Below are 23940 nucleotides of genomic sequence, written 5' to 3'. Positions count from 1 at the left end.
CTCGGGATACCCGATCGGGTTATCCCCCATGGCTTTCCCTGGTCAGGGGCCACCAAACAACACCGTCCGACTCATACCCGCCGTGCCGGTGCCAGAGCAGCGAACGCTCTCTCGGCCGGTCGGACGGCCTGCACGGCCGGACCCGCAACTGCTGATGAGCAGCGAGATCGACCGACTGATTACGCTCACCGCGCGCCGGATAGCCATCTTCGGACGCCCCCGAGTCCAGAATTCTCGCGCCGTCGCGTTCGACGGACCGGTTCGAACCAGCCGGGCAACGGTTCTCGCGCGGCAAACCACGTCTGCGGCACTCCGACGATCGGACCGGGGCGAGCTCCGGCACCGGCATAGGCGGCGACGATCCCGCCGACGATGGCGCTCGTTGTGTCGATATCCCCCTCTGCCGCAATACATGTGGTGATCGCGGCCGGGAAGTCGTCCAGATGCTTCGCCGCTACTCATATCGTGAACGGCACCGTGTTCTGCGCGGTGACCAGAGACCCGTTGCCGAGTTCATCCGCCGCCTCCTGCGCGGAGGCTCCGAGCATGGTGCGAGCACGGCCGATCAGTCGGCTCGTGTCACCGTCGTCCAGGCGGTCGAGGACGGCGGTGATGAATTCCTGCGGTGTGGGCCGAATCCCGGTCAGGCGAGCATGAGCAGCCCGACCGGCCGCGAGTGCGACCGCGACCGCGTCGAGCACTCCTTCGGGATGGATGTGTGTCACCTGCGCCGATCGAACTGCTTCGGCGGCAACTCTTTCCGGATCGCCGACCTAAAAGGCACCCAGCGGGGCGACCCGCATGGCCGCGCCGTTGCCACAGGAACCTTGGTGATCGAACGCGGCTCCGGCCACCTTCCGCCAGTGCACCCCGTCGCGGATTCGACGTAACGTGTCGACCGCTAGGAAGCCGTAGGCGAGATTGCCTCTCCGAAGGTCCGGACGCGACCGGCCCATGATGGGGAATCCCGCGCCCAGCGCATCCCCACCGATAACCCATCGAGTGAATCGAGCATCGAGTCAATATGCATCGCGTCCGATGCTAGCCATGCCGGATATGCGGCGGTCGGCCCTGACCTCACTCGACTCGGCGACTCGACGCTCGTTCGGCGCCGATGCCCGGAGTCGTCCGCGTACGGCGGTCACGAGCATGTTGGGGTTACCCGTGGAGCCGACGACCGGTGCAGGTACAAACTCCGGTATTTCCACCGCATTGTTACGGGAAGTAGAAATAGCTTGCGATCGGCGTAGGCACGGCCGACGCGAATGTAGAACGTAACAAAACCGGTGCGGATGGAAACGAATTGGGAAAAATTCAGCCTCGATCATGCGTCCGGCCGTACCGACCTCGGATTTTCAATTCCGCCGCGATTTTCTCGGTCCGGGGCGCCGGGTGACCCCTTCAGCGGATGAGCGGGGATTTCCGAACGATCGGATGAGGTTTGCCTGCAGCTAGATGAGCCGCATTGAGGCTGGTCAGCAGCGTGCTGTCGCGAACGTGAGGCCGGAGCAGGGCAGACACCGCGGCGGGACAACGGATGCCCGACTATTGCGGGCACACTGCGGCACGGTCGTATACTCCGGATATGGCGGATCATTCGTCCTCCGCGGAATTCCCCGGGGCGCCGGTTCTTGTGGTGCAGACCAGGGAACGCGTCTATCGGCTGCGCGCCGGAGGCGCATACAATGTCGGTCGCGATCCGGAAGCCGATATTGTCGTGACCGATCCCCGGGTGTCTTCGCTGCACGCCGTTCTGGAAGGCAGATCGGACGGCTGGGAGATCGAGGACGCAGGCAGCCTCAACGGCACCTTTTTCGACGGTCACCGCGTCGAGCGGATGGTGATCGACCATGACGAGACGTTCCAGCTCGGTCACGCCGTAGACGGCGAACAGTTGGCCTGCTCGGTGGAAGCAACGGACCACGAGTCCGATGTCGATGTCGTTGCCGATGCCGCCGGAGACACGATGGTCGTCCCCGATCCCGGATACATCCTCGATGATGAAGCGACGGTCACGAAGTTCCAACCAGGTCTGCCCCGGCGAGTATCGCGATCGTCGTCTCCGGTGACCCATCCCCTCGCGGTTGTCCGGATCACATCGCCCAAGCTCCGGATCGGGCGCGCCGCCGACAACGACATCGTCGTGCCCGACCTCATGGTCTCGCGCCATCACGCCGAAGTGCAGGTGATCGCCGAAGGCAGCTATCGGGTGGTCGACCTCGACAGCCACAACGGCACCTACGTCAACGGCTCGCGGGTCGACACCGCGGACCTCGCCGAATCCGACTTGCTCGGTATGGGGCACGCCACCTTCCGGTTGATCGGCGACGAACTGCGGGAGTCCGTCGACACCGGCGACGTGTCGGTCTCGGTCCAGAACCTCACCGTCCGGACGCCGGAAGGCAAGGTGATCCTCGACGAGATGAGTTTCCCGATCCCGGAACGGTCGCTCGTCGGCGTCATCGGGCCCAGCGGAGCGGGCAAATCGACGCTGCTCGGCGCGGTCACCGGGTTGCAGCCTGCGACGGAGGGGACGGTCCGCTACGACGGACGCGACCTGTACACCGAGTACGACGAACTCAGGCACCGGATCGGACTGGTGCCGCAGGAGGACATCCTGCACAACCAGCTCCCCACGCGGCGCGCCCTGCTCTACGCGGCCGAACTGCGCTTCCCCGGTGATACGCGCAGCGATGAGCGCGAGCAGCGGGTCGATGAGGTCCTCGAGGAACTCGGCTTGACGCGGCACGCCGACACCCGGATCGACAGGCTCTCGGGCGGACAACGCAAACGCGTGAGCGTGGCGCTGGAGCTGCTGACCAAGCCATCCATGCTGTTCCTCGACGAACCGACCTCCGGCCTCGACCCGGGCCTGGACAAAACGGTCATGGAAATGCTGTCCGAACTGGCCCACGACGGGCGGACCGTCATCGTGGTCACGCACAGCGTGGCGAATCTCGATGCCTGCGACCGCCTGCTGGTTCTGGTGCCCGGCGGTCGGCTGGCCTATTACGGGCCCCCGGCAGAGGGGTTGCAGCAGTTCGGGCAGCGCAGCTGGGCCGAGGTGTTCCAGGCATTCGACCGCGAGCCCGATCGCGACTGGGCCGGCGAGTTCCGGACCTCACCGCGATACGAGAACTACGTGGCGGTCGGACTGACCGACGATGTCGGCCCAGCGAAAGTTCGACCACCGGCTCCTCCGCCCGCGCCGCAGTCCAAGTTCAGCCAGCTCAGCACGTTGTGCCGGCGATACCTGGCGGTGATCGCATCGGACCGGAGCTACTTGGCGCTCCTCGGCGTGATGCCGCTGCTACTAGGCGCTCTCATCGCCCTGGTGCCGTCCGGCGACGGGTTCGTCGGGGCGCCGGGAACCAATGTGGATGCCGAGACCAAACTCATGGTTCTGGCATTCGCCGCATGCTTCGTCGGTACCGGTAACTCGATTCGCGAGATCGTCAAGGAGCAGACGATCTACCGCAGAGAACGCGCGGCCGGGCTGTCGGCGGGCGTCTATCTGATGTCGAAACTATTGGTCCTGGGCGTGATCACCACCCTCCAGGCGGTGGTTCTGGTCTTGATCGGCACCATCGGTGTGAGTATGCCGCCGAAGGGGATATTCATGTCGGTCGAGCTCGAGCTGATGCTGGCGATGGCGCTGCTCGGCATCGCATCACTGGCGCTGGGCCTGCTGGTATCGGTGTCGGTGAACACCTCGGAGAAGACGCTGCCGCTGCTGATCGTGCTCTCGATGGCGCAACTGGTGCTCACGGGTGGGATGGTGCGACTCCCTGGCACACCCGTCCTCGGGCAACTGTCCTACATAGCGCCGGCCCGTTGGGGGTTCGGCGCGGGAGCCGCCACTCTCGACCTCGACACTCTCTCACCGCACGAGGGCGGACCCGACCCGCTGTGGAAACACACCATCGGCGCGTGGCTCATCGATATGGGCGTGGTCGCCGGCCTAGGGGCCCTCTTCCTCGCGCTGGCCTGGTACCGCCTCTACCAGCTGCGCCCACGGCGCCGCGGTGCCCGCCCGGCGCCGATTTGAGGCCGACCGGCACGGACCGGTCCGCGGTAGCGGCGGCGGCGCCTGATCAGCAGGTTACGTCCACGACGGCAGACCTCTCGAACGACACGTGCACGTGGTCGTAATGATTGGCGGTCGGGCTTCCGCGGTCTTCCAGGTACGACCAACCGTGACCGTCGTTGTACCGCTGCCGCCAAATCACGTAGGTCACACCGAAACGCTGCTTATTGGCCAGCACGAAATCGGCGATCGCGTCGCCGCGCGCGGAATCGGATGTCATGAGATCGAGCGCCAAGCCGGCACCGTGGTCACCGTCGCCACGGCCGATGGCGCCGCCGATGTCGATGACGCCGAAGGTCTTCTTGAGCAGGTTTCCCACCTGTGCCACGTGCGGCCGTGTGCCGGCGAGTTCAGTCGAACACGGCACGAAAGGAGGCGGAGGGGGTGGGTGTTGTACGGCTTGCTTGGCCGATGGTGGTGGTTGTGCGGCGGCTACCGGTGCGGCCTGAGACGTCGGCGGCACGGTGGTCGGAGCCGGTACGGCTTCGACGATGGACGCCGGAGGCGAATCGACCGCCGCGGCGTTCTGAGTAGCCGTGCTCGGTCGCATCGCCGCCCACAGCACGACTGCGACAGTCGCCGCGATGACACCCGCGGCCAAGGAAGTGAACTTCCGGCCCGCGGTCCGTTTGCGGTGTTGACCAGGCATGATGTGGGTTACCGATAGCAGTCGAGGATAGGTCACCGATACATTACGAAATGGTCGCGAAAAAGTCACGCCCTACTGTCAGTGGGCTACCCCATTGGTCCCAGCACCTCTCGTCTCACTGGCGGTCAGTGCGGTAAGCTGCGCGGTCGCGGCGGAGCGACGACACGGACGCCGGGCCGCAGCGGCGATCTTCGGTGCAGTCGAGGGCGGGCGAGACCGGGTGCCTGACGGTAGCGACGCAGCCCTATCGGCAGCCCCGTTCATGGGTGAACTTCTTCGCCCGGGCGCCGTAGCAGTCGGGCCGCGTCAGCAGTTGGTGGGGGCGGGCTCCGCGCGAACCCGGGCGTCGAGCCACTGCATGACCGCGGGTGCGCCCAGGACCGCCGGGGCCAGATGCTCAACCGCGGGCCCCTGTCCAACCGTGGGCACCCGAAGCGTCTGCACCCGCACCCCTGCCGCGCACCAACGGCGGACGGTGTTCTCGATGGCAGCGACCGGAATTTGCTGGTCGTCCGGCGAATGCCATTCGAGGATCGGTGTATCCGGCACCCCGGCGTAGAGTTCCAGGCTGTTCTCCTCCACCACCGATCGGGCTTCGCGGCTGTCGAAGATCGAGGTGCTGGTGAGGTACTCGCCGGCGCTGCCGCCGATGCCGGCGGTGAGGATATCGTTGCTGCAGCTGTTCGCCATGGCCTCACCGACCTCGAGGCCGCGCGGGTTGAGATACGAGCTGATCGGCAGCCGGTCCGGGTACTCCCGCTCCAGACCGATCGCCGCCGCCATGGCCAACCCGAACGAGGGGTGCGGGTTCAGACCCAGCGCCTCCGCCATCGACAACAAGTTCATCGGGGCACCGCCGATGGCCGCGCCCGCCAGCTTCAGCTCCGGTGCGTACGTCGGCTGCAACGCGGCAGCCCATGCGGTGGCCAGGCCGCCGCCGGAGTAGCCGGCCATCACCGTTGGGCTGTGCTCCAGGTCGAGTGCGGGCAGCCGCTTCAACGCCCGGATGCCGTCCAATACGATCTGTCCACCCAAACGCGCGGCTCCGAGCGCGACCTGCGGTCCGAGGTGATCCGGCAGCGCGACTTGCCAGCCCTGCGCCAGCGCTACGTTCAAGATCGGCGTGGTCGCCAGCAGATTCGGATCGTCGCCGTACAGCTCGTGCGATACCGCGCAGCTGGTACCGAGCGCGTTGATGAAGTGCTGATACGACAGCAGCGGCCCGCCGGGACGTCGGCCGAAGGGGGTGAGAACCGTGGTCGTGGCCGCGATCGGCGCCCCACGCGAATTGGAGGACCGGAATTTGACCAGCGTGACGGTGGAGCCGGGGAAGATCGGCAGCGGTGGCATTGCCCGCACGCCGAGCACATCCCCTGGCCGATGGGCCGCCAGATCCGCCGGGGCGGCATAGAACGGGTCCGGATCGGGCCGTGGATACAGCGGTTCCGCGGTTGCCGTCGCCGCCAGGAGCAGCCCGAGTGCCACACCGCCGATCGCACTACCGGCCCGACCTGAACCACTGCGCCTGCTACTGCGGGAAAGAAGAAATTGCCGGATCACGACCTTGACCTCCACGGGTAGTTCGCGGCATTCGTCGACCAGCCAGCTTGCATTCAAATCCGAGATCGTGAGCGAGCCTTCAGCGACACGCCGGACGGAGAGCCGAAGCGCCAGGAAAAGGTGGACTACCGGTACTTCGCCAGCCGCGCCGAGTTGCTCACCGAGCTCATCCGCGACGCCTACCGAAGCCTCGCCGACGCCCTGCGCGTGGCCCGGGACTCCGGCGCCGACCTGACCGGGCTTGCCGACGCCCTCCGGACATGGGCCCTGGCCGACCCACACCGATACTTCCTCATCTACGGCACACCCGTGCCCGGCTACCACGCGCCCGATGACACCACCGAGATCTCGAACGAGATCATGACGATGCTGATCGCGGCCGTCTCCGCGCTGCCGTCGCAACCACCGGCGACACCGTTCGACGCCACCTCGAACCCCATCGCCGATGGGCCGGGGACCTCTCGGTACCGACCACAGCGCTGCACCGCGCCGTGTCCTTCTGGACCCGGCTCCACGGCGTTCTCTCCGTCGAACTCGCCGGGCACTTCACCGGAATGGAGTTCGACCCCGCCCTACTGTTCTCCGACGAACCGAATAGACCGACCGCCACGCCGAACTGAACCCGGCGCCGTTCAAAGCTTGAAACGCCCGGCGAATCCACGCAGTGGCAGATCGGCACTGGTGATGATGCCGGGCCGGGCGGCGACGACGGACCGGAGCGAGTTGAGGGCGGGTAGCCCGGTCACGGTCATGCCGATCGAGGCGAAGTTCTCCGGGTTGGACAGATCTGTGCCCTTGCGCGGGATGACCATGTGTTTGCTATAGATGTTCGGGTCGCCGGTGATCTGGGTGATGTAGCAGCCCTTGACATTCCAGGCCGGCGCGGTCAACGGGGTCATCTGCCATTCGAGGTGGGTTTCCACGCGCGGCACGCCCGCTACGATCCCCTGATATTTGATGTAGTTGGCGCCGAGCGAGCCCTTCGGGAGGAAGTACCAGCCGAGGTCGACGTCTTCGGTGCAGGCGCCGAGTTCGTAGCTGAAACGCACCTCGTCGAGTTCCAAGGCGAAGGCGTCGGCCATGAGGTAAACCGAGTCGGCGAACACCGCGGTGTATTTGTAGAGCGAGTCCGGGATGGTCGGGTCGTCGATCGGACGACCGTAGCCGACGGCTTTCCAGGTGTCGACGGAGTGGTGGCAAGAGACGTCGACCGATTCGGTGACGGTGATGTTCTCGATATCGGCCACGTCGGCGGTGTGCACGATGCCGAGGACCTGGCACAGTCCGGGATTCATGCCGGTGCCGTAGAAGGTCGCGTTGCCGCGCTCGCAGGCGGCCTGGATGACCTCGCTGACCTTCCGGCCTGCGGGATGCGGGTGGTTGGCGTCGCGGTGGTATCCCGTGATCCAGTCCGCGGTGGTCACGACATTGATGCCCGCCTCGAGGACTTTCTCGTAAAGGTCCTCGTCGGGGAACACCCCGTGGAAAGTGAGCACGTCCGGTTTCGCGGCGATGATCTGTTCGACCGAGCCGGTGGCGGTCACGCCGATGGTGCCGATGCCGACGATCTCGCCCGCGTCCCGGCCGATCTTGTCGGGCGAATAGCAGTGCAGTCCGACGAGTTCGAGGTCGGGATGGTTCTGGATGCGGCTGATCATCTCGGTGCCGAGGTTGCCGGTCGCGACCTGGAATACCCGAACCTTGTCGGAGGTGCTCATTGCGTAGGCCTTTCGATTTGCGGTTCGACCGTTGACGCTTGCGCCGGAACGGCGAACGGGCTCATGAGGTCGGCTTGCCGTCCGCGCGCCGCTTGGGTTCGATGGCGACGCTGTATGGCTGGTAGGGGGCGGTGCCGGCCCGGCCGTCGTCGGGGTAGAACTGCATCGCCCATTCGCGTAGGGCCTTGAAGCCCGCGAATTCCTTGCGCGAGAACGCGGGTGGATCCGAATAGCGCTGATGAGCCCAGATGTGGATGTCGGCTTCGAACTGCTCGATGACGAAACCGGCCATGGTCTTTCCGTATCGGGTGATCTCGGGGCTGTCGTCCCCGGGTCTGCGTCCGATCCACACGGTGAAGCGGACGTCGGAGGTGTATTCGTCCACGGGAGTCACCGCGGGCATGGTGCGATTGTCGACCATGCCCCAGCTCTTGGTGATGGAGCATCCCAAGCCCGCGTTGATCGATTCGACGCCGCTGTCGACCTGGTCCTCGGCCACCCCCTCGTCGAAGGCGATGGTGAAGTCGACATAGGAAACGGGACCGGAGAAGTCGTGACGAGTGAACTCCGGGACGAACGGTGTCTTGTGCACGAACTTGAAGTGCGCGAAATCGACACCGTTCTCCATCACATACTGCGGGTGCAGCTCCAACCCCGGCCGATACAGCGTGGCCGCAGGCACCGGAGGGTAGTAGTCGGCGGCGGTCTTGCCGTCGCCGAATGCCTCGAACATGTCCGGAACCTCGAAATACGGAGCGCGGCCCTCGACGTCGTACCAGATCCACACCGCTTCGTTCCGCTCCACCACGGGGTAGCTGCGAATCCGGCGCCCCTTGTTCGGATGACTCTCGTACGGAATGCAGACGTTGCGCCCCGCATGGTTCCATTCCCAGCCGTGGAATGGGCACACGAGATTCTCACCCACCACATGACCGCCGTAACCGAGGTGAGCGCCGAGGTGCTCACAATAGGCGTCGAACACCGCGACCCGGCCCGACGCCGAACGCCAGGCGACCATCTCACGCCCGAAGTACTTCATCCTGTGCACGGCGCCGGGCGCGATCTCGCCGCACCAGGCCACTTGGAACCAACCCGTCGGCTCCATCGGCAGTGGTGGTTTCGCCATATCGATCCTCCACGCTCCCGCGGGCTGCTGGTCTCCTAGACCCCACGCGGCGATCTGAGCGTAGAACCGTCTGTGAAAGAATTCAAGAGGGTTCTACGAAACTGGGTTTCGCTGTTCAGGGCCGATAGACTCGAGCCTCGTGACGGAACTGACGGCGAGCGGGCGACGCGCCAACCGGCGCGGGATCCAATCCCGGGAGAGCATGCTCGAGGCGGCGATCGCAACGCTGGCGACCGGCGACCCCGCCGCGGTGTCCGGCAACCGGATCGCCCGCGACATCGGCGCCACCTGGAGCGTCGTCAAATACCAGTTCGGCGACATCGACGGCCTGTGGGCAGCAGTCCTGCGCTACACCGCCGACAAACGCGGCGACCTTCCCGCCGGAATCAGATCCGACGGCACACTCCACGAACGAGTGACTGCCATGATCACGGCGATGGCCGTAGGACTGCGCAAACCCGAATCACTCGCCATCGAAACCCTCCGCGCCGCCCTCCCCCGCGACCACACCGAACTCGAACGCGACTACCCGCTCACCGCCGCCGAACTCGCGTCGTGGAAGCCGAACTGGGACAAGGCTTGTCAGAAAGCCTTCGCAGATCTCGAACTCGACCCGGTCAAAGTGCGGCAGGTAGCCGCACTCATCCCGGCAGCCATGCGCGGAATCACCTCCGAACGCACCCTCGGCACCTATGGCAACCTCGATGACGCCATCCAGGCACTGATCGGCGGAATCGTCACCTACCTCGAAACCTGACCACAGCCCCACACTTGCTTGCCATACCCCTAAGGGGTATAAATGCAGGCGTGTCGGGAGAATTGCGGTCGAGATGACGGGACAGGAACGAGGTCGCCTGTCGGGCTCATCGGTGCGACACCTCCACGACTCGGGCCGGGCGCGCCTGATCGGCTACGGCCGTGCCATGGTGACACTCGCCGGTCGATTTCCGGCTTCCGGCTCTGTGCTCGGGCTGCTCGCGGCGGTGCTGCTCGTCGTGTCGATGGTCGATTGCTCGATGGCCCAAGGGCACGTGCATATCCACAGCACCTCGGCGGGCGTCGAGCATGTCACGCTCTCGCTCGCGGACGGGCACGGACATGCCGTGACCCACGATGTCATCGACGGCCATTGCGTGGCCCATTTCGATCACTGCCTCGCCAAGGCGGTGCCGCGTGGCGCCGCCGAGAATCTCGCATCGCAGCTGCTGATCTTCACGCTGACATTGACTTTTCTCGCTGCCGTCGGCCTTCGCGGGATCACTCCGTCAGGAGTGCGTGGCCCACCGGTCTCGAGGCTGCCCGTTGCTGATGGCCGGGTCATGCTCACGCAATTCTGTATCGCTCGCTGCTGATCGGTCAGCGCCAGGTCGACGTTGTTGTGCCGTCGGCCGGTGTCCGCTGCCTGCTCACGTCTGCGCTGCCTTCGGGCAGTTCGATACAGAAAGCGACAGTCATGGACAAGGTCGTGCTCGATGCACTTACCGATCGCTCGGCGGCTCTGGTGGGCGCGCCGGGACCTGCCCAGCACCCGCACACGCTGATCGGCAACACTCCCGTGTTGTGGGTCGGTGCGCCGCTGGCGCCGCAGGGGCGGGGGTTCTGGGCCAAGCTCGAAGGGTTCAATCCGGGCGGTATGAAGGACCGGCCCGCGCTGCACATGGTGCGCCGGGCGGAGGAGCGCGGTGATCTGGCTCCGGGGGCGCGGATCATCGAATCGACCAGCGGCACCCTCGGCTTGGGGTTGGCACTGGCGGGGATCGTCACCCACCATCCGGTGACCGTGGTGACGGACCCCGGTCTGGAGCCGATCGTCGCTCGGATGCTCACCGCGTACGGGACGCGGGTCGATGTCGTGACCGAGCCCCATCCGACGGGCGGTTGGCAGCAGGCCCGCCGTGATCGGGTGCGGGAGTTGCTCGCAGGCGAGCCCGATGCATGGTGCCCGGATCAATACAGCAACCCGGACAATGTCGACGGCTACGAGTCGCTGGCGCTCGAGTTGATCGAGCAGCTCGGCGGGGTGGACGTGCTGGTGTGCGCGGTCGGCACCGGCGGGCACTCCTCCGGCGTCGCGCGGGTGTTGCGCCGGTTCCATCCGGATATGCAGCTGATCGGAGTCGATACCGTGGCGTCCACGATCTTCGGACAGCCCGCGGGTCCGCGATTGATGCGGGGGCTCGGATCGAGCATCCATCCGGTCAATGTCGACTACGACGCCTTCGACGAGGTGCATTGGGTCGCGCCGTCGGAGGCGGTATGGGCGTGCCGGACGTTGGCTGCCACCCATCACGCGACGGGAGGGTGGAGCGTCGGCGCCGTCGGGCTCGTCGCGGGCTGGGCGGCGCGGACCTACGACGCCGACGCGCGGATCGTCGCGATCTTCCCCGACGGGCCCCACCGCTACTTCGACACCGTCTACAACGACGCCTACTGCGAGGAGCACGGCCTGCTCGACCCGCCGCCTCCGCCGGCACCGGACACGATCGCTCATCCCGCAGAACGCGTAGTGCGGTCCTGGACCCGGTCCACCACCGTCATCGACCCCAGGCAGTTCATCCACGATCGAGAGTGGGCACAGTGACCGTCTTCGCGAAGTTCCGCAGCTTCGACTCGGCCGCCCGGCTGTTGATGATCAACCAGTTCGGCATCAACCTCGGCTTCTACATGCTGATGCCCTACCTCGCCGGTTACCTCGCCGGGCCGCTCGGTCTGGCGGCGTGGGCGGTGGGGCTGGTGCTGGGGGTCCGGAACTTCTCTCAGCAGGGCATGTTCCTGATCGGCGGCACGTTGGCCGATCGGTTGGGCTACAAGCCGCTGATCGTCGCGGGCTGTCTGCTGCGAACAGGTGGGTTCGCGCTGCTGATATTCGCGACTTCGCTGCCGGGCCTGTTGATCGCCTCGGCAGCGACCGGGTTCGCCGGTGCGCTGTTCAACCCGGCCGTGCGAGCCTATCTGGCGGCGGATACGGGCGAGCGGCGAGTCGAGGCCTTCGCGGTATTCAATATCTTCTATCAGGCGGGCATCCTGGCCGGGCCGCTGGTCGGTCTGGCGTTGATGGCAGTCGACTTCCGGGTGACCGCCGGTGTCGCCGCGATCGTGTTCGCGATCCTGACGGCGGCGCAGTTGTTCGCGCTGCCGACGCGACGCGTGGACGGGTCCGGCGAGCAGAGTTCGGTGCTCGAGGATTGGCGAACAGTGATCGTCAATCGCCGATTCCTGTGGTTCGCGCTGGCGATGGTCGGTTCCTATGTGCTGTCGTTCCAGGTCTATCTCGCACTGCCACTGCAGGCGGAGTTCGTCGCGGGCGCGCGGGCGCAGACACTGGTGTCGGCGCTGTTCGTGATCTCCGGTGTGGTGGCGGTCACTGGTCAGCTACGCATCACCGCGTGGTTGCGGGCAAGGTGCGGTACCGGGCGGAGCCTGGTCGTCGGGATGGGGATTCTCGCGGCCTCGTTCGTGCCGCTGGTGGCCGTTCCCGGTCCCGACCGGTTCGGTGCACCGGTCGCGGCCGTCGCGCTGCTGGTCACCGCGGCGTTACTGGCGGTCGGGACAGCGGCTGTGTTCCCCTTCGAGATGGACACCGTCGTGGCCCTCTCGAACGGGAGGCTCGTCGCCACCCACTACGGGTTCTACAACACCGTCGTCGGTGTCGGCATTCTCGTCGGCAATCTGGCCACCGGAGCCGTGGTCGGCGCCGCGCGCGACGCCGGGTCGGACTGGGCGGTGTGGGCCGGCCTGAGTGTTATCGGTGTGGTCGCGGCGGCGGCGCTACATCGTCTGGATCGTCACCCGATGCCGTCATCGTCGACCCGCTGCCATGAGTCGCCCCCGGTCAGCGCAGCAGTGCGATGACCGGGGCGAACTTCTCCATGCTGTCCTCGAGGACAGTGATGTAGGTGATGCCGTACCGGTCGCGCCGCTCCCGCAGGCGGTCGGCCATTTCCTGCGGAGTGCCCATGAGCAGGATCGGGTGTTCCTCCGGGGAGTCGGCGACGTCCGGCGGCAGCGCCGGGCCGAAGACCTCCAGCACGCTCGCGCGCTCGGCGGGCGGGACGACCCGCTGCACCAGGATGTTGAACTCGACCTTGTCCAGCCGCGGGCCGAGCAGTTCCCGGACGTAGGCGACACGCTCCTCGGTCTCGGCGAGCCCGGCCATCTGCAGCGGGCCCCCGTTGCGTGCGGCCGCCGCGCCGGTGAAGGCGATGATATCGGCGTGCCGCGCGGCGACGGCGAGCAACCGATCACCCCATCCGCCGATCAGCACCGGCGGCCCCGACGGCTGGGCGGGTTGCGGCTGATACTCCGGATCGGCGAACAGTCGGCGGAGCGTGATCACCGTTTGCTCGAGGTGGTCGACACGCTTGCTCCCGCTTTCGAACGGGATGCCCGCGGCCTCGAATTCCGCCTGCACGTAGCCCGCGCCGAGCCCGAGTTCGACACGCCCGTCGGTGAACTGGTCGGCGCCGGCCACGTCGCGAGCCAGCAGTACGGGGTTGTAGAACGCGGTGTTCAGCACGAAGGTGTTCAAGCGCACCCGCTCGGTCGCCTCGGCGGCCAGGATCATCGCCGGGAACGGCGCGGGCAGGCCGAGATGGTCGGCCACGCCGATCACGTCGAAACCGAGTTCCTCGGCCCGACGGCACTTTTCGATCCAATTCGACCGGAACTCGGGGACCACCATGTTGACACCGAACCGGAAGGGGCGCTGCGCAGTCACGTGTCCTGTCTAGCGAACCGGGCCGGACCCGCTCGCATCGGGGCCCGTTCAGCACTGGGTGAGCGTGCCCGCCGCCAGCGCGATGCCCAGCAGCGTGACGAGGGCGGCGGCGACCGGCAGCGGCCTGCGCAGGGTCCGCCGGACCGGGCCGGGGGCCGGTAGCCCGGCGGAACTGCCGCTCGGGGACCGACGTGCGAACGCGCGCCGCACCATGGCGATCGTGGTGATGATCAAGGTCGCGATCAGCATGACGACATCCCTCAGACGCTCACGGCCGCCCGCGGCCCGGCTTTACGCCGCGGCGACGCCACGATCCCGTGCTGCAGCAGGCTTTCGGCGGTGTCCAGCAGTGTTTCGCGCACCGGGCGCATGGTCCAACCCAGCTCACGCCGCGCCTTCTCGGCGCTGAGCGACTCGGTACGTCCCAGCGTCGGCAGGGTCAGCCGGACGCCTTTGTCGAAGATCGCGACCGAACGCACGACCCAGTTCGGCAGGGCCCTGGTCGGCACCCGGAACCCGCGCGGCCCGTATTCCTCGGCGAGAACGCGCGCCATCTCGCCCATCCACAAGTGCTCGCCCACGCAGATGTAGCGGTTGCCCGCCGCCTCCGGCGTCTCCAGGGCGAGCCGGTGCGCCACGGCGAGATCGCGCACGTCCACCGGGGCCCAGCCGACTCGGGGCGTCCCCGGGAGGTCCCCGGCGAGCAGTCTGCGCACCGGCTCGTGCGAGGTGCTCGTCGCCGCGGACAGCACCGGTCCGAGCACCATGCCGGGATTGACGACGACCAGTTCGAATCCCGCGCCGGCCGGAAGTTTCGCGACGAAATCCCAAGCCGCCCGCTCGGCCAGCGTCTTGCTCTTCGGGTAGGCCGGGCTGCGCTCGACCACCGTCCAGTCCGCCTCGGTGCGCAGGGCATCGTCGGCGTGACCGTATGCGATCGCCGCGATCGACGAGGTCAGCACCACCCGGCGCACCGTACCCGCGGCGGCGCAGGCCCGCAGCACGCGCAGGGTTCCTTCGACCGCGGTGTCGATGAGCTCGTTCTCGTCGTCCGGCGGGGTCGAAGGGAACGGAGACGCCACGTGCAGGACCTCGGCGCAGCCCGCGACGGCGGCCACCCAGCCGTCGTCGCCGTTCAGGTCGGCCCGCGCGAACTCCAGCTCGCCCCCGGTCCGGCGCGCGAGCTCGACCAGGTGGGCTCGTTTGCCGGTGTCGGCGAGGTCGCGGACCGTCGCGCGCACGGCGTAGCCGTGCTCCAGCAACTCTGCGATGACGTGACCGGCGACGAATCCCGTTGCGCCGGTGACCAATACCCGTGTGCTCATTTCTTCACCCGTCTCGTGGAGTGGCTGTCGCAGCGCTCATCTGAGCGCCGCTCAGATAATCTAAGCACCGCATAGTTAGGTTGTCCAGGAGGCGTCGCATACGCTCGGACGGTGACGCGGACCAGTTACCACCACGGCGCCTTACGCGACGCACTGCTGGCCGCTGCCTGTGTTTGATGGAGGCGGCCGTGAAAGATTCGCCGCCCCAGGTCGTGGCGGACCTCGGTCAGGTTCGACCGGGGCCTTGCCCTCCCGCCGGTAGGGTTCGCCATCGGCCAGGCGCAGGATGTGCAGCGTCTTGAAGATCCGTCCGTAGTGGGCGGGCCATGCAGCCCGAGATGGGTGGGTTGCCGTCGCGCGACAGCATCCGGGTGATCACGTGCCCGGATACCTCTCCGGCGTGCATCGGCACCGCGATCCGGTACATGTCTTCCCAGTGCGACCCGATCCGGGTGGTGCCGATCCGGCCTCGCGCTGCCTTGTCCAGCGGACCGTAGTCGGCGGCGGTGTCGACACGCCACAGAGGGCACCACCGCCGACAGACCGGCGGCCTGATCGTTGAGCATGTTCAGCCAGGTAGCGCCCTGACCGGTGACGGACCGACGGCGGATCCGGCACCGCGGTCAGGGCGGCCACGCTGGACCAGGCGCGGAGTTCAGCTGGTTGCTGGTTGTGCCACGGGGGCTGGCGTCGGTGACGTGGTGATGCGGAAGTGCAGGAAGCCGGATCTGAAGCACGGGACGAGTGCCAGCACCGCCAGGGCGGCGGCAGCGACGAAGAGCAGCACCTCGGGTCGGGTGAGGGTGGTTGCCAGTCCGGCGACGAGCAATCCGACCGGCGAGAGCAGCGAGCCGGAGCCTTGCTGGGCGCCGAAGACTTTGCCGCGCTCGGCGGAGGGGAATCCTTCGGCGATGGTATTGGCCAGGCGTGGTCCGTTGACCGCGTCGGTGAACGAGGATCCCGAGGCGAGCGCGGCGGGGACTGGGGCCGGCAGGTGCAGTCCGATGGCGATGTAGGACAGAGGCTTGGTGATCAAGCTTGCTGCCAGCCATGCGCCGGGCATCGGCGGGTCGCCGATACGGGCGGCGAGGTTGCCCGCGAACAGCAACACGACCGGCAGCGATTGGATCAGCGCGATCTCGGTGCCGCTGTAGTGCTCGACGAGCACCAGTGGTGCGGCAACCTGGCAGATCGACAAGAATAGTGAGCTCATGATGCTGGTCGAGATGACTGCCCGCAGCCAGGGGTAGGTCGCCAGGGTCGTGTAGATCGTGCGCCAGTTGGCCAGCAGGTCGAACTCCTTGGTTCGCCGGATCCGGAACAGACGCAGGTCCATCATCTTCTGATCCGAACGCTCGGCGACTTCGGCCAGCCCGATGCAGATCAGCGCGCCGAAGGCGAACGTCACCGCGTCCAGCACCAGCACCCATGCCGAGATGTGCGCGGCGACGAAGACACCGGCTGTCGCGGCGCCGATGGCCAGACCGGTCCGGTTGATCAGTGCGTTGGATGCCAGACCGGCCCGGCGGGTTTCCGGATCGAGCACGTCGGTCCAGTAGGCGGCCAGCGCGGGCCGGTAGAAGCCCACGCTCACGCCGTTGATCAGGGCGCAGACCGCCGTCGGCATCCAACCGGTGGAGGTGGGCAGCAGAGTCGCTGCCGCGATGGCCGCGGTGGCGACCGCGCGCAGGACATCAAAGAAGATCATCTGGTGTACGCGGTGGCTGCGGTCGGACTCGACGCCGCCGCGGGCGAAGCTGTACATCATGCCCATTCCGAGGGCGGCCAGGACCACGCCGACCTGCCAGCCGGTGAACGTCAGGGCCAACACGATCGGCAGCGCCACTCCGGTGGCGCCGTTGCCGAACGCCGAGGTGAAACCGGCTATCCGTAGCCGGGCGATGGTCCCGCCCCAGCGTTGCATCGCTATTGCCCCTCCTGTCGCATGCGGCGCAGCCGCCCGATATACTCGCGTGCCATCACACATTGGCGCCCCACGTGATCCGGGCCCAGACCGGTGATTACCGAGATCGACACCGCCGCCGGGCTTCTCACCACTTTGGCCACTGGATTCCACTGATCGCGCACCCTCTCGGACGCGGTGTCGATCATAAACATCGGAACGTCACCCGCGGCCAATTGACGCGCTTCGGAACGGATCACGGCATCGGTGACGTACGGGCGAGCGATGGCGTGCAACTCACCGGCCAAGCGGTCTTCGAGGTCGGCGATGGTGATGTCGGGTGGTGAGGTCGCGACCATCGCCGACAGGCGCCGGTAGTTCGCGGTGGCGTCGACGATCACCCGGGAGCGCAGACTCCTGGCGTGAGAGGCGATGACCTCGACAGCAGCGGTGCGGTGGGCGCGGATGTGGTCGTAGCCGGAGCGCAGACCGTCGACGAAGCTGTCCTCGTGGGCGCAGATGCTGCCGTAGCGCGCGCCAATCGCCGTGGGACTGCGCCGACTTTCGCCGATGAACCCGACGCTCAGCTCCCCGCCGTCGGTCGGCTCGGTGATCCGCGGGAAGTTTCTCGACATTCCCGTGGTGTGGTCGGCCATCAGTCCCGCCACGACACCGATACGCGCCTGCGCCGGATCCTGCAGTAACAACGTCGTGAGGATGCTGCGCGGCCGCAGCGCCAACGCCGTCGTCAGGACGGTCTCGTCATCGATCACCGCAACTTTCCCGCCGGTGGTGGCGATATTCTCGTAATGCAAATCGGTAATCGACAGCATCTCCGCCACCGCGGCGAATCTACCCGCCCGGAACCAGAATTCTTCCCTGCCGACAGGGCTGATGGATAAGTCGATTCCGTCTTGGACGTAGCCGTCGGACCAACACCGATCACTCGGTGCGAAAAAGCACTCCGATAAATTTGTGACATTGGTGAAATCTTCGAGCAGCTGCCGTTTCGATACCCGGTTGGGTTTGAAATATTGGGCACCATGCTCGGTGGTGATTTCGGTAGCGGTTCGACCCCCACCGTGTGGGTCTCCGACCGCCGGGCGCACGATCGCCGACTCGCGGACGCATTCGGGCACCTCGTCATGTAAGGCCACCGCGGCGGCCAGCGTCTCGGCGAGCCGCGGCGCCACGATGAGTTCCCACACCGCACTCGAACCTGCCATGACCTGCTCCGAGAGCGAGCCCAGGACCTCGGAGTTCGAGTGGGTGACGTGCAGTCCAGCGTGCTGGGCAGCGATGGCGACCTGAGGGATGAGATACCTCATCACGTCGCGTTTGACGTGGTGCAGGTCCAGATATTCCGGCACCGAATAGTTGTCCGTAAGCCAATTCTCGAACGACTTCAGAACGATGAGATCAAACTCGGAATAAATAGCTCTCTCCGCTACTCGTGTCGGCTACAGAAGGCGAACGATGACGGGGAGCCGAATATCTCGAGCTACCCAACCCCCCACCATCGAATCAATTAATCACAGGTACCGCTCGCGTCGTCCACCGTCCCCAGAACCGAGGAAACGACAGCATCCCGAGCGATGTCAGCGAAATTGATCGACATTTCAAACCTCTTTCATGGGCCATACAGACGAACACTGCAAGAGGAGCTCCCCCGAAAAAGAAGCTATCCGCAATCTCGAACGCGGCGCAACGGCGCCGATCGGGTAGTGATGAGCATCACACTGTGCGCAGCTCGTGGCGGCGGGCTCTTGCAGTGCCCCGACCAGGGGCAATCGGGCAATAATGGTCAATCACACTGGGCTGCTGAAGATTTCGGTACAGTCGAGGGGGCGAGCTGATCGCGCCGATAGCGAGTGCGACGGTGCGGGAACAACGTCAAGGGGGATGTGTGAAACAAATTGCAAGAGTGAGTATTTCGATGCGTCGGCTGGGGGCGCCGTCGCTGACCGCGGCAGCGGCGGGTAGCTTCTCCGCTTCCGCATGAGGTATGGATGCCGGTTTCCGTTGGCAGCGCCCGTCGCTGCTCGTTCCCAGTATGTGGGCCTGGCCTGGATCGGTGAGACCGTTCCAACACCGCTCACCGAGCGACTGCCCCCAGTCCGCCTCGGTGCGCAGGGCATCGTCGGCGTGACCGTATGCGATCGCCGCGATCGACGAGGTCAGCACCACCCGGCGCACCGTACCCGCGGCGGCACAGACCCGCAGCACGCGCAGGGTTCCTTCGACCGCGGTGTCGATGAGCTCGTTCTCGTCGTCCGGCGGGGTCGAAGGGAACGGAGACGCCACGTGCAGGACCTCGGCGCAGCCCGCGACGGCGGCCACCCAGCCGTCGCAATCTAAGCACCGCATAGTTAGGATGTCCAGGAGGCGTCGCATACGCTCGGACGGTGACGCGGACCAGTTACCACCACGGCGCCCTACGCGACGCACTGCTGGCCGCATGCCTGCGTTTGATCGAGACAGAGGGGCTCGGGGCGGTCAGCCTCCGCAGGGTGGCGCGCGAGGCGGGGGTGAGCACAGCGGCGCCGTACCACCACTTCCCCGACCGTTCCGCGCTGCTCGCGACGCTGTCCACCCAGGGTTTCCAGTTGCTCGGCGCGCAACTGGCGGCGACCCGCGCCGAAGCGGAGACGCCCTTGGCCGCCTTGACCGCACTGGCGAACACCTATGTGCGGTTCTCCCGCGAGCAACCGGCCTACTTCCGCTTGATGTTCCGGCCCGAACTCTCCCAGCCCGACAAGCACCCGGACACGATGGCCGCGGGCGACGCGGCGTTCGGGGTGCTGGCCGACACGATCGCGGAATGTGTGCGTGCCGGAGTGTTGCCCGCCGACAAAGCCGACACCATGGCGGTCATGTTCTGGGGACTCGGCCACGGGCTGGCCTCGCTGTGGCTGGACGGACAGCTGGAAAAGCGCGCGGTACAGTTCGGCACCACCGCCCCGGCGCTGGTGGAAGACGTCATGCGGACGTTCGCGACAGTGATCGAGCCCAGCACGCCACCGCTGGCCTAGAGTGAACGCCAGACATTTGCTATCCGATGCTTCTCACACCGATCCGAGAGGACGACACGGATGACCGCGCAGCTGGATCCGACGGTGCAGGAGTTCGTCGACGCGCTCAACGCCAACGACCAGGATCGGTTCTACGCGGTCCTCACCGACGATGCCACGATGTCCGACGACGGCGTCGAGCGCAACCTCGTCCAGTGGACCGAAGCGGAGATCTTCGACAGCAACGCCCGTATGCGGGTCGAGTCCGTCGGCGACGACGGCATCGAACTGGTTGCCGACTACACCAATTCGCGGTGGGGTTCGATGCGGACCACCTGGCGGTTCGTCCTGCGCGACGGCAAGGTGAGCCGTTTCGAGACGGGCCAAGCCTGAACGCCCTTGCCATGCCCCCGTCGACGTTGACATTCTGACTTCGTGTTCGTCGCGCCGCGTTACGGTACGGGTTCTCTGGCCGATCTGTTTCCCTCTGTCCTCGCCGGTCTCGGCGTCCCCGGCGAGCAGGACCGGCTCGGACTCGGGCTCGATATCGACCGCGTCTGCGTCCTGCTGGTGGACGGGCTCGGCTACGAGCACCTCGTCGCGAATCCCGCTGCGGCGCCGTTCCTGTCCGGTCTGGCACCGGTCCGGCTCACGGCAGGCTTCCCGACGACGACCGCCACCAGCCTCACCTCGCTCGGGGTGGGCGTTCCGCCCGGCGAACACGGAATCGTCGGTTACCTGTTCCACGTCCCCGGCTACGACCGGCTGTTCACCCCGCTGTCCTGGCGGCTGCACGGCGTTCCCAAGTCCGATCTGCGAAGCGAACTCGTCCCGGAGGAGTTCCAGCCTCGCACAACAGTTTTCGAGCGCGCCGCCGCCGACGGCATCGCCGTGGCCCAGGTATCACCGCGCGATCAGGCAGGGTCGGGACTGACCAAAGCGGTTCTGCGCGGATGCGAGTTCCGGCCCCAGCTGTCCTTCGGCGATCTCGTCGCCGGTGTCGGCGACGCGCTGCGCGCCGGGCCGCGCGCACTGGTCTACACCTACCACGGCGACCTCGACATGACCGGACACGTGCGCGGGCCCGAGTCACGGTCGTGGGAATTGGAACTCGCCAACGCCGACCGGCTCGCCGCCACCCTCGCCGAGGAGTTGCCACCCGGCGCGGCGCTGCTGGTCACCGCGGACCACGGCATGGTGCAACTGGAGGACCGCATCGATTTCGACACCACACCAGCCTTGCAAGAAGGCGTCCGAGCGCTCGGCGGTGAGCCCCGCGCCCGGCACGTCTACACGGTGCCGGGCGCCGCATCCGACGTCGCGGCGGCCTGGCAGGCCACCCTCGGCCCGGACTTCGATGTGCTCGGCAAGGACGACATCGTGGCCCGCGGCTGGTTCGGTCCCACGGTCGAGCACGCGATCGCGCGGCGCATCGGCGATCTGGTCGTGGTCGCGAGTGGGCGGCGTGGCGTCATCCGCACCGGCGCCGAACCGCTGCAGTCCTGGCTGATCGGTCACCACGGTTCGCTCACCGCGGCGGAGATGAACGTCCCGCTGTGCGTCTACCGCGCCTAGCCGGACCGGCCGGTCGGCGAACATCAGCGCGCGCGGGCTCTAGTCTGGAGCCGATCGCGGCGGCATCGCCGTGCCCGAACCTCAGGAGGAGACCATGAACGCCACGCTGTCACGGACCGGCCGAACCGGCCTCGGGATCGCGATGGTCGCCATGGCGCTCGCGGGCTGCACCGACATCGAACGCGCCCTCAACCGCGGCGGTGACACCCCGTGCAGCGAGTACGTCAAGCAGGACCAGGACACCAAGCGCACGACGATCACCAAGTTCGTCAAGCAGCAGAGCCAGGACGACCGCGAGCCCGCGGGCACCGCCGTGGACGCGACGATGGTGTCCGTCGATCTGCTGTGCGGCGCCCAGGCCAATACCGACACCCCGATCAAGAACGCCGACGTCGCAGGCATTTTCATCCGGAAGTGACCGCTCAGCGCGGCGGATGGGCGGCCAGCCAGTCCGCCGCGCGCTTGCGCGAGGCCCTGGCCAGCCAGGCGTCCTGGATGACCTCGGTGAGTTCGCGACGGCTCAGCTCGCCGAGCCGGGCCGCGCGCACCAGGACCGACGGATGCCCGTCGAAATGCCGGGTCGTGAAGAACGGCGAGCCCGGGTCCTGGACCAGCGCCTGTTTGTCCGACTCCGAGGGCACCCAGATCACGATGACATCGGCGTAGCGCTCACCGGTCCGCGGGTCGACGGCATCCGGACGGGGATTGCGGAAGAACACGAACGACTTACCCCCGACCTGATAGATCGGGTTACCGCGCGGTCCGTCGACGCGCGTCACGTGGGGCATGCCCGCGGCCACCTCGTGCATATCGGCGAGGCATGCCCGCTGGAAACCGGTCGCCATGCCGGCAGCCTATGGCGTCGTGACTCCACTCGCACCGAATCCTCCCCGACCGGCCGGTAGGACTCGAACCGCTCGCCACTCCACTCGGCGTCCGCCAGAATGAGAGAGCGATCATGAACTCACACGACGACGGGTCTTCCACGTGGCGCAGTTCCACACCCTCACCCAACAGCGGGTCGACCTGCAAAGAGAATGGGAGCGCTGGGCGACAGCTCCCCAGACCACCGCCCCGCCCCGGCATACCGTGCTGCGCAGGGAAGTAGCGCAATCCTGGCGGCGGTCACTGCACACTGTCGATCCCGCCACCACCGAAGCGCCCGGCGTGGACGATATCGGCGACCTATGGGCCGCGTCCCCACTGCGTGGGCCGGTGTCTGCGCTCGCGGGTGAGCTGAAGGCCGTCACCGAGGACTCCGGGTATCTGGCCGTGGTCACCGATCCGGCGGGCACCGTCCTGTGGTCCTGCGGCGACCGCGCACTGCGCAGGCAGGCCGAGCAGGTGAACCTCGCGCCCGGCGGCTGCTGGGACGAAAGCCACATGGGCACCAACGGTCTGGCGCTCGCGTTGCACTCCGATCGCGCCGCCACGGTGTTCTCCGCCGAGCACCTGGTGGCCGCCCTGCACGGCTGGGTCTGCTATTCCGCGCCGATCCACGGACCCGACGGAAGACAGGTCGGCGCGCTGGATCTGTCCAGTTCCTGGGACCGCTCCCATCCCGCGGTGCTCACCTCGGTACGCGCGCTGGTGACGGCGGTGGAGACGATGCTGCGTACCACCGCGCCCGCGCCCGCGCCGGGGATCCGGCTGGAATGCCTCGGCGCCGCACGTCTGCTCTGTGACGGTGTGCCGCTTTCCCTTCCGCCGCGACAGCTGGAGATCCTCGCACTGCTGACCCTCCAGCCGGACGGCTTCACCCCGGAGCAGCTGCACGCCGCCCTGTACGGCGACCGCGCGGTCTCCACCAGCACGCTCAAGGCCGACGTCTCGCACCTGCGTCGCGCGATCGGCGGCGAAATCAGCAATCGCCGTTACGTTCTGACCGGTCCGGTCGCCTGCGACGCCGTCGAACTGTTCGCCGCCATCACCGCGGGCGACACCACCTCGGCGGTCTGGCTGTACCAGGGACCGCTGCTACCCGGTTCGGAGGCGCCCGGCGTGCTGCGGTGGCGCGACTACCTCGACGTCGGGGTGCGGACGGCCGTGCTCGCCGGCGACCGAGCCGAGCACGCCGTGGCGTTCGGCGAACGCGCACCCCGCGATATCGCGGTGCACGAGCACGCGTTGCGTTTGCTCCCGCCGGACGACCTGCGTCGTGCGACGGTGGCGGCTCGGCTGCATACGGCATTGCGCGACTGAGGATTTCCGCACCAACCTCGCACCAACCTCCGCCGACCATAGTGGGGCCGGTCCGAGATATCTGCGA

23 protein-coding genes and 2 pseudogenes are annotated in these 23940 nt (G+C 66.9%); 12 read left to right on the top strand and 13 right to left on the bottom strand.

Features of this window, described 5'->3' with window-relative positions; all coding sequences use genetic code 11:
• Nucleotides 1-185: 185 nt before the first annotated feature.
• Nucleotides 186-956: pseudogene (locus LTT66_RS37280) on the bottom strand (ADP-ribosylglycohydrolase family protein).
• Between the two features lie 629 nt (nt 957-1585).
• Here LTT66_RS37280 and LTT66_RS30550 point away from each other — a divergent pair.
• Nucleotides 1586-4048, top strand: a complete 2463-nt coding sequence (locus tag LTT66_RS30550; RefSeq protein ID WP_233062005.1) for an FHA domain-containing protein — start codon at nt 1586-1588, stop codon at nt 4046-4048.
• Between the two features lie 46 nt (nt 4049-4094).
• Here the strand turns inward: LTT66_RS30550 and LTT66_RS37275 are convergent, their stop codons facing one another.
• Both LTT66_RS37275 and LTT66_RS30540 read right to left on the bottom strand, forming a co-directional pair.
• Nucleotides 4095-4736 (bottom strand): hypothetical protein, encoded by a 642-nt coding sequence (locus LTT66_RS37275; protein ID WP_332909649.1) that lies wholly within the window; start codon nt 4734-4736, stop codon nt 4095-4097.
• 306 nt (nt 4737-5042) lie between these two features.
• Nucleotides 5043-6230, bottom strand: a complete 1188-nt coding sequence (locus tag LTT66_RS30540; protein ID WP_456299741.1) for a lipase family protein — start codon at nt 6228-6230, stop codon at nt 5043-5045.
• Nucleotides 6231-6416: 186 nt separating this feature from the next.
• Between LTT66_RS30540 and LTT66_RS37270 the strand changes: the two are divergent.
• Together LTT66_RS37270 and LTT66_RS37535 are read left to right on the top strand one after the other, a co-directional pair.
• Nucleotides 6417-6638, top strand: a pseudogene (locus LTT66_RS37270) (WHG domain-containing protein); the annotation flags it as partial.
• A 149-nt stretch (nt 6639-6787) separates the two neighbouring features.
• A complete protein-coding gene (locus LTT66_RS37535; protein WP_408638693.1) occupies nt 6788-6916 on the top strand; it encodes a TetR-like C-terminal domain-containing protein in 129 nt (42 codons plus the stop codon).
• Nucleotides 6917-6928: 12 nt separating this feature from the next.
• Here LTT66_RS37535 and LTT66_RS30530 read toward each other — a convergent pair whose 3' ends face one another.
• On the bottom strand, nt 6929-8014 hold the full coding sequence (locus LTT66_RS30530; RefSeq protein ID WP_233062003.1) for an NAD(P)H-dependent amine dehydrogenase family protein: 1086 nt from the start codon (nt 8012-8014) through the stop codon (nt 6929-6931).
• A gap of 61 nt (nt 8015-8075) precedes the next feature.
• Nucleotides 8076-9140, bottom strand: a complete 1065-nt coding sequence (locus LTT66_RS30525; protein WP_233062002.1) for a Rieske 2Fe-2S domain-containing protein — start codon at nt 9138-9140, stop codon at nt 8076-8078.
• Nucleotides 9141-9279: 139 nt separating this feature from the next.
• Here LTT66_RS30525 and LTT66_RS30520 point away from each other — a divergent pair, with 139 nt between their 5' ends.
• The 4 genes from LTT66_RS30520 (at nt 9280) to LTT66_RS30505 (ending at nt 12992) form a co-directional block, all read left to right on the top strand.
• A complete protein-coding gene (locus LTT66_RS30520; RefSeq protein ID WP_233062001.1) occupies nt 9280-9897 on the top strand; it encodes a TetR/AcrR family transcriptional regulator in 618 nt (205 codons plus the stop codon).
• Nucleotides 9898-10063: 166 nt separating this feature from the next.
• The gene (gene lpqS, locus LTT66_RS30515; RefSeq protein WP_233062000.1) at nt 10064-10492 is read left to right on the top strand and encodes a putative copper homeostasis (lipo)protein LpqS; all 429 of its coding nucleotides are present in this window, start codon (nt 10064-10066) and stop codon (nt 10490-10492) included.
• Nucleotides 10493-10593: 101 nt separating this feature from the next.
• Entirely contained in the window at nt 10594-11721 is a 1128-nt protein-coding gene (locus LTT66_RS30510) for a PLP-dependent cysteine synthase family protein (RefSeq protein ID WP_233061999.1), read from the top strand.
• Nucleotides 11718-12992: an MFS transporter gene (locus tag LTT66_RS30505; protein WP_233061998.1), complete on the top strand. Its 1275-nt coding sequence runs from the start codon at nt 11718-11720 to the stop codon at nt 12990-12992. Before LTT66_RS30510 ends, LTT66_RS30505 begins: the two co-directional genes overlap by 4 nt.
• Here LTT66_RS30505 and LTT66_RS30500 read toward each other — a convergent pair.
• The 7 genes from LTT66_RS30500 to LTT66_RS30470 all read right to left on the bottom strand — a co-directional run bounded on the left by LTT66_RS30500 (nt 12973) and on the right by LTT66_RS30470 (nt 19452).
• Nucleotides 12973-13857 carry an LLM class F420-dependent oxidoreductase gene (locus LTT66_RS30500; protein WP_195068263.1) on the bottom strand — a complete coding sequence of 295 codons (885 nt, stop codon included), beginning with the start codon at nt 13855-13857 and terminating at the stop codon, nt 12973-12975. The two genes, LTT66_RS30505 and LTT66_RS30500, sit on opposite strands and share 20 nt — an antisense overlap.
• Before the next feature lie 48 nt (nt 13858-13905).
• Complete coding sequence (locus LTT66_RS30495) at nt 13906-14106, bottom strand: hypothetical protein (RefSeq protein WP_233061997.1); 201 nt, start codon at nt 14104-14106, stop codon at nt 13906-13908.
• A gap of 11 nt (nt 14107-14117) precedes the next feature.
• The gene (locus tag LTT66_RS30490) at nt 14118-15182 is read right to left on the bottom strand and encodes an SDR family oxidoreductase (protein ID WP_233061996.1); all 1065 of its coding nucleotides are present in this window, start codon (nt 15180-15182) and stop codon (nt 14118-14120) included.
• Nucleotides 15183-15408: 226 nt separating this feature from the next.
• Nucleotides 15409-15645 carry a transposase gene (locus LTT66_RS30485; protein WP_233069450.1) on the bottom strand — a complete coding sequence of 79 codons (237 nt, stop codon included), beginning with the start codon at nt 15643-15645 and terminating at the stop codon, nt 15409-15411.
• A 192-nt stretch (nt 15646-15837) separates the two neighbouring features.
• A complete protein-coding gene (locus LTT66_RS30480; protein WP_233061995.1) occupies nt 15838-17106 on the bottom strand; it encodes an MFS transporter in 1269 nt (422 codons plus the stop codon).
• Nucleotides 17107-17108: 2 nt separating this feature from the next.
• Nucleotides 17109-18455, bottom strand: a complete 1347-nt coding sequence (locus LTT66_RS30475) for a type 2 lantipeptide synthetase LanM (RefSeq protein WP_233061994.1) — start codon at nt 18453-18455, stop codon at nt 17109-17111.
• Between the two features lie 523 nt (nt 18456-18978).
• A complete protein-coding gene (locus LTT66_RS30470) occupies nt 18979-19452 on the bottom strand; it encodes a Rossmann-fold NAD(P)-binding domain-containing protein (RefSeq protein WP_233061993.1) in 474 nt (157 codons plus the stop codon).
• A 38-nt stretch (nt 19453-19490) separates the two neighbouring features.
• Between LTT66_RS30470 and LTT66_RS30465 the strand changes: the two genes are divergently transcribed.
• The 4 genes from LTT66_RS30465 (at nt 19491) to LTT66_RS30450 (ending at nt 22089) form a co-directional block, all read left to right on the top strand.
• A complete protein-coding gene (locus LTT66_RS30465) occupies nt 19491-20117 on the top strand; it encodes a TetR/AcrR family transcriptional regulator (RefSeq protein ID WP_233061992.1) in 627 nt (208 codons plus the stop codon).
• A 60-nt stretch (nt 20118-20177) separates the two neighbouring features.
• Nucleotides 20178-20489, top strand: a complete 312-nt coding sequence (locus tag LTT66_RS30460; protein WP_043691172.1) for a nuclear transport factor 2 family protein — start codon at nt 20178-20180, stop codon at nt 20487-20489.
• Nucleotides 20490-20531: 42 nt separating this feature from the next.
• Complete coding sequence (locus LTT66_RS30455; RefSeq protein ID WP_233061991.1) at nt 20532-21671, top strand: alkaline phosphatase family protein; 1140 nt, start codon at nt 20532-20534, stop codon at nt 21669-21671.
• A 94-nt stretch (nt 21672-21765) separates the two neighbouring features.
• Nucleotides 21766-22089 (top strand): hypothetical protein, encoded by a 324-nt coding sequence (locus LTT66_RS30450; protein WP_043691216.1) that lies wholly within the window; start codon nt 21766-21768, stop codon nt 22087-22089.
• A gap of 4 nt (nt 22090-22093) precedes the next feature.
• Here the strand turns inward: LTT66_RS30450 and LTT66_RS30445 are convergent, their stop codons facing one another.
• The gene (locus LTT66_RS30445; RefSeq protein ID WP_233061990.1) at nt 22094-22516 is read right to left on the bottom strand and encodes an MmcQ/YjbR family DNA-binding protein; all 423 of its coding nucleotides are present in this window, start codon (nt 22514-22516) and stop codon (nt 22094-22096) included.
• Nucleotides 22517-22658: 142 nt separating this feature from the next.
• Here LTT66_RS30445 and LTT66_RS30440 point away from each other — a divergent pair, with 142 nt between their 5' ends.
• Entirely contained in the window at nt 22659-23873 is a 1215-nt protein-coding gene (locus LTT66_RS30440; RefSeq protein ID WP_233061989.1) for a helix-turn-helix domain-containing protein, read from the top strand.
• Nucleotides 23874-23940: the final 67 nt, after the last annotated feature.

This window comes from Nocardia gipuzkoensis, from assembly GCF_021183645.1.
Classification (GTDB): Bacteria; Actinomycetota; Actinomycetes; order Mycobacteriales; family Mycobacteriaceae; genus Nocardia; species Nocardia abscessus.
This window is presented reverse-complemented; position numbering and strand designations above follow the sequence as displayed.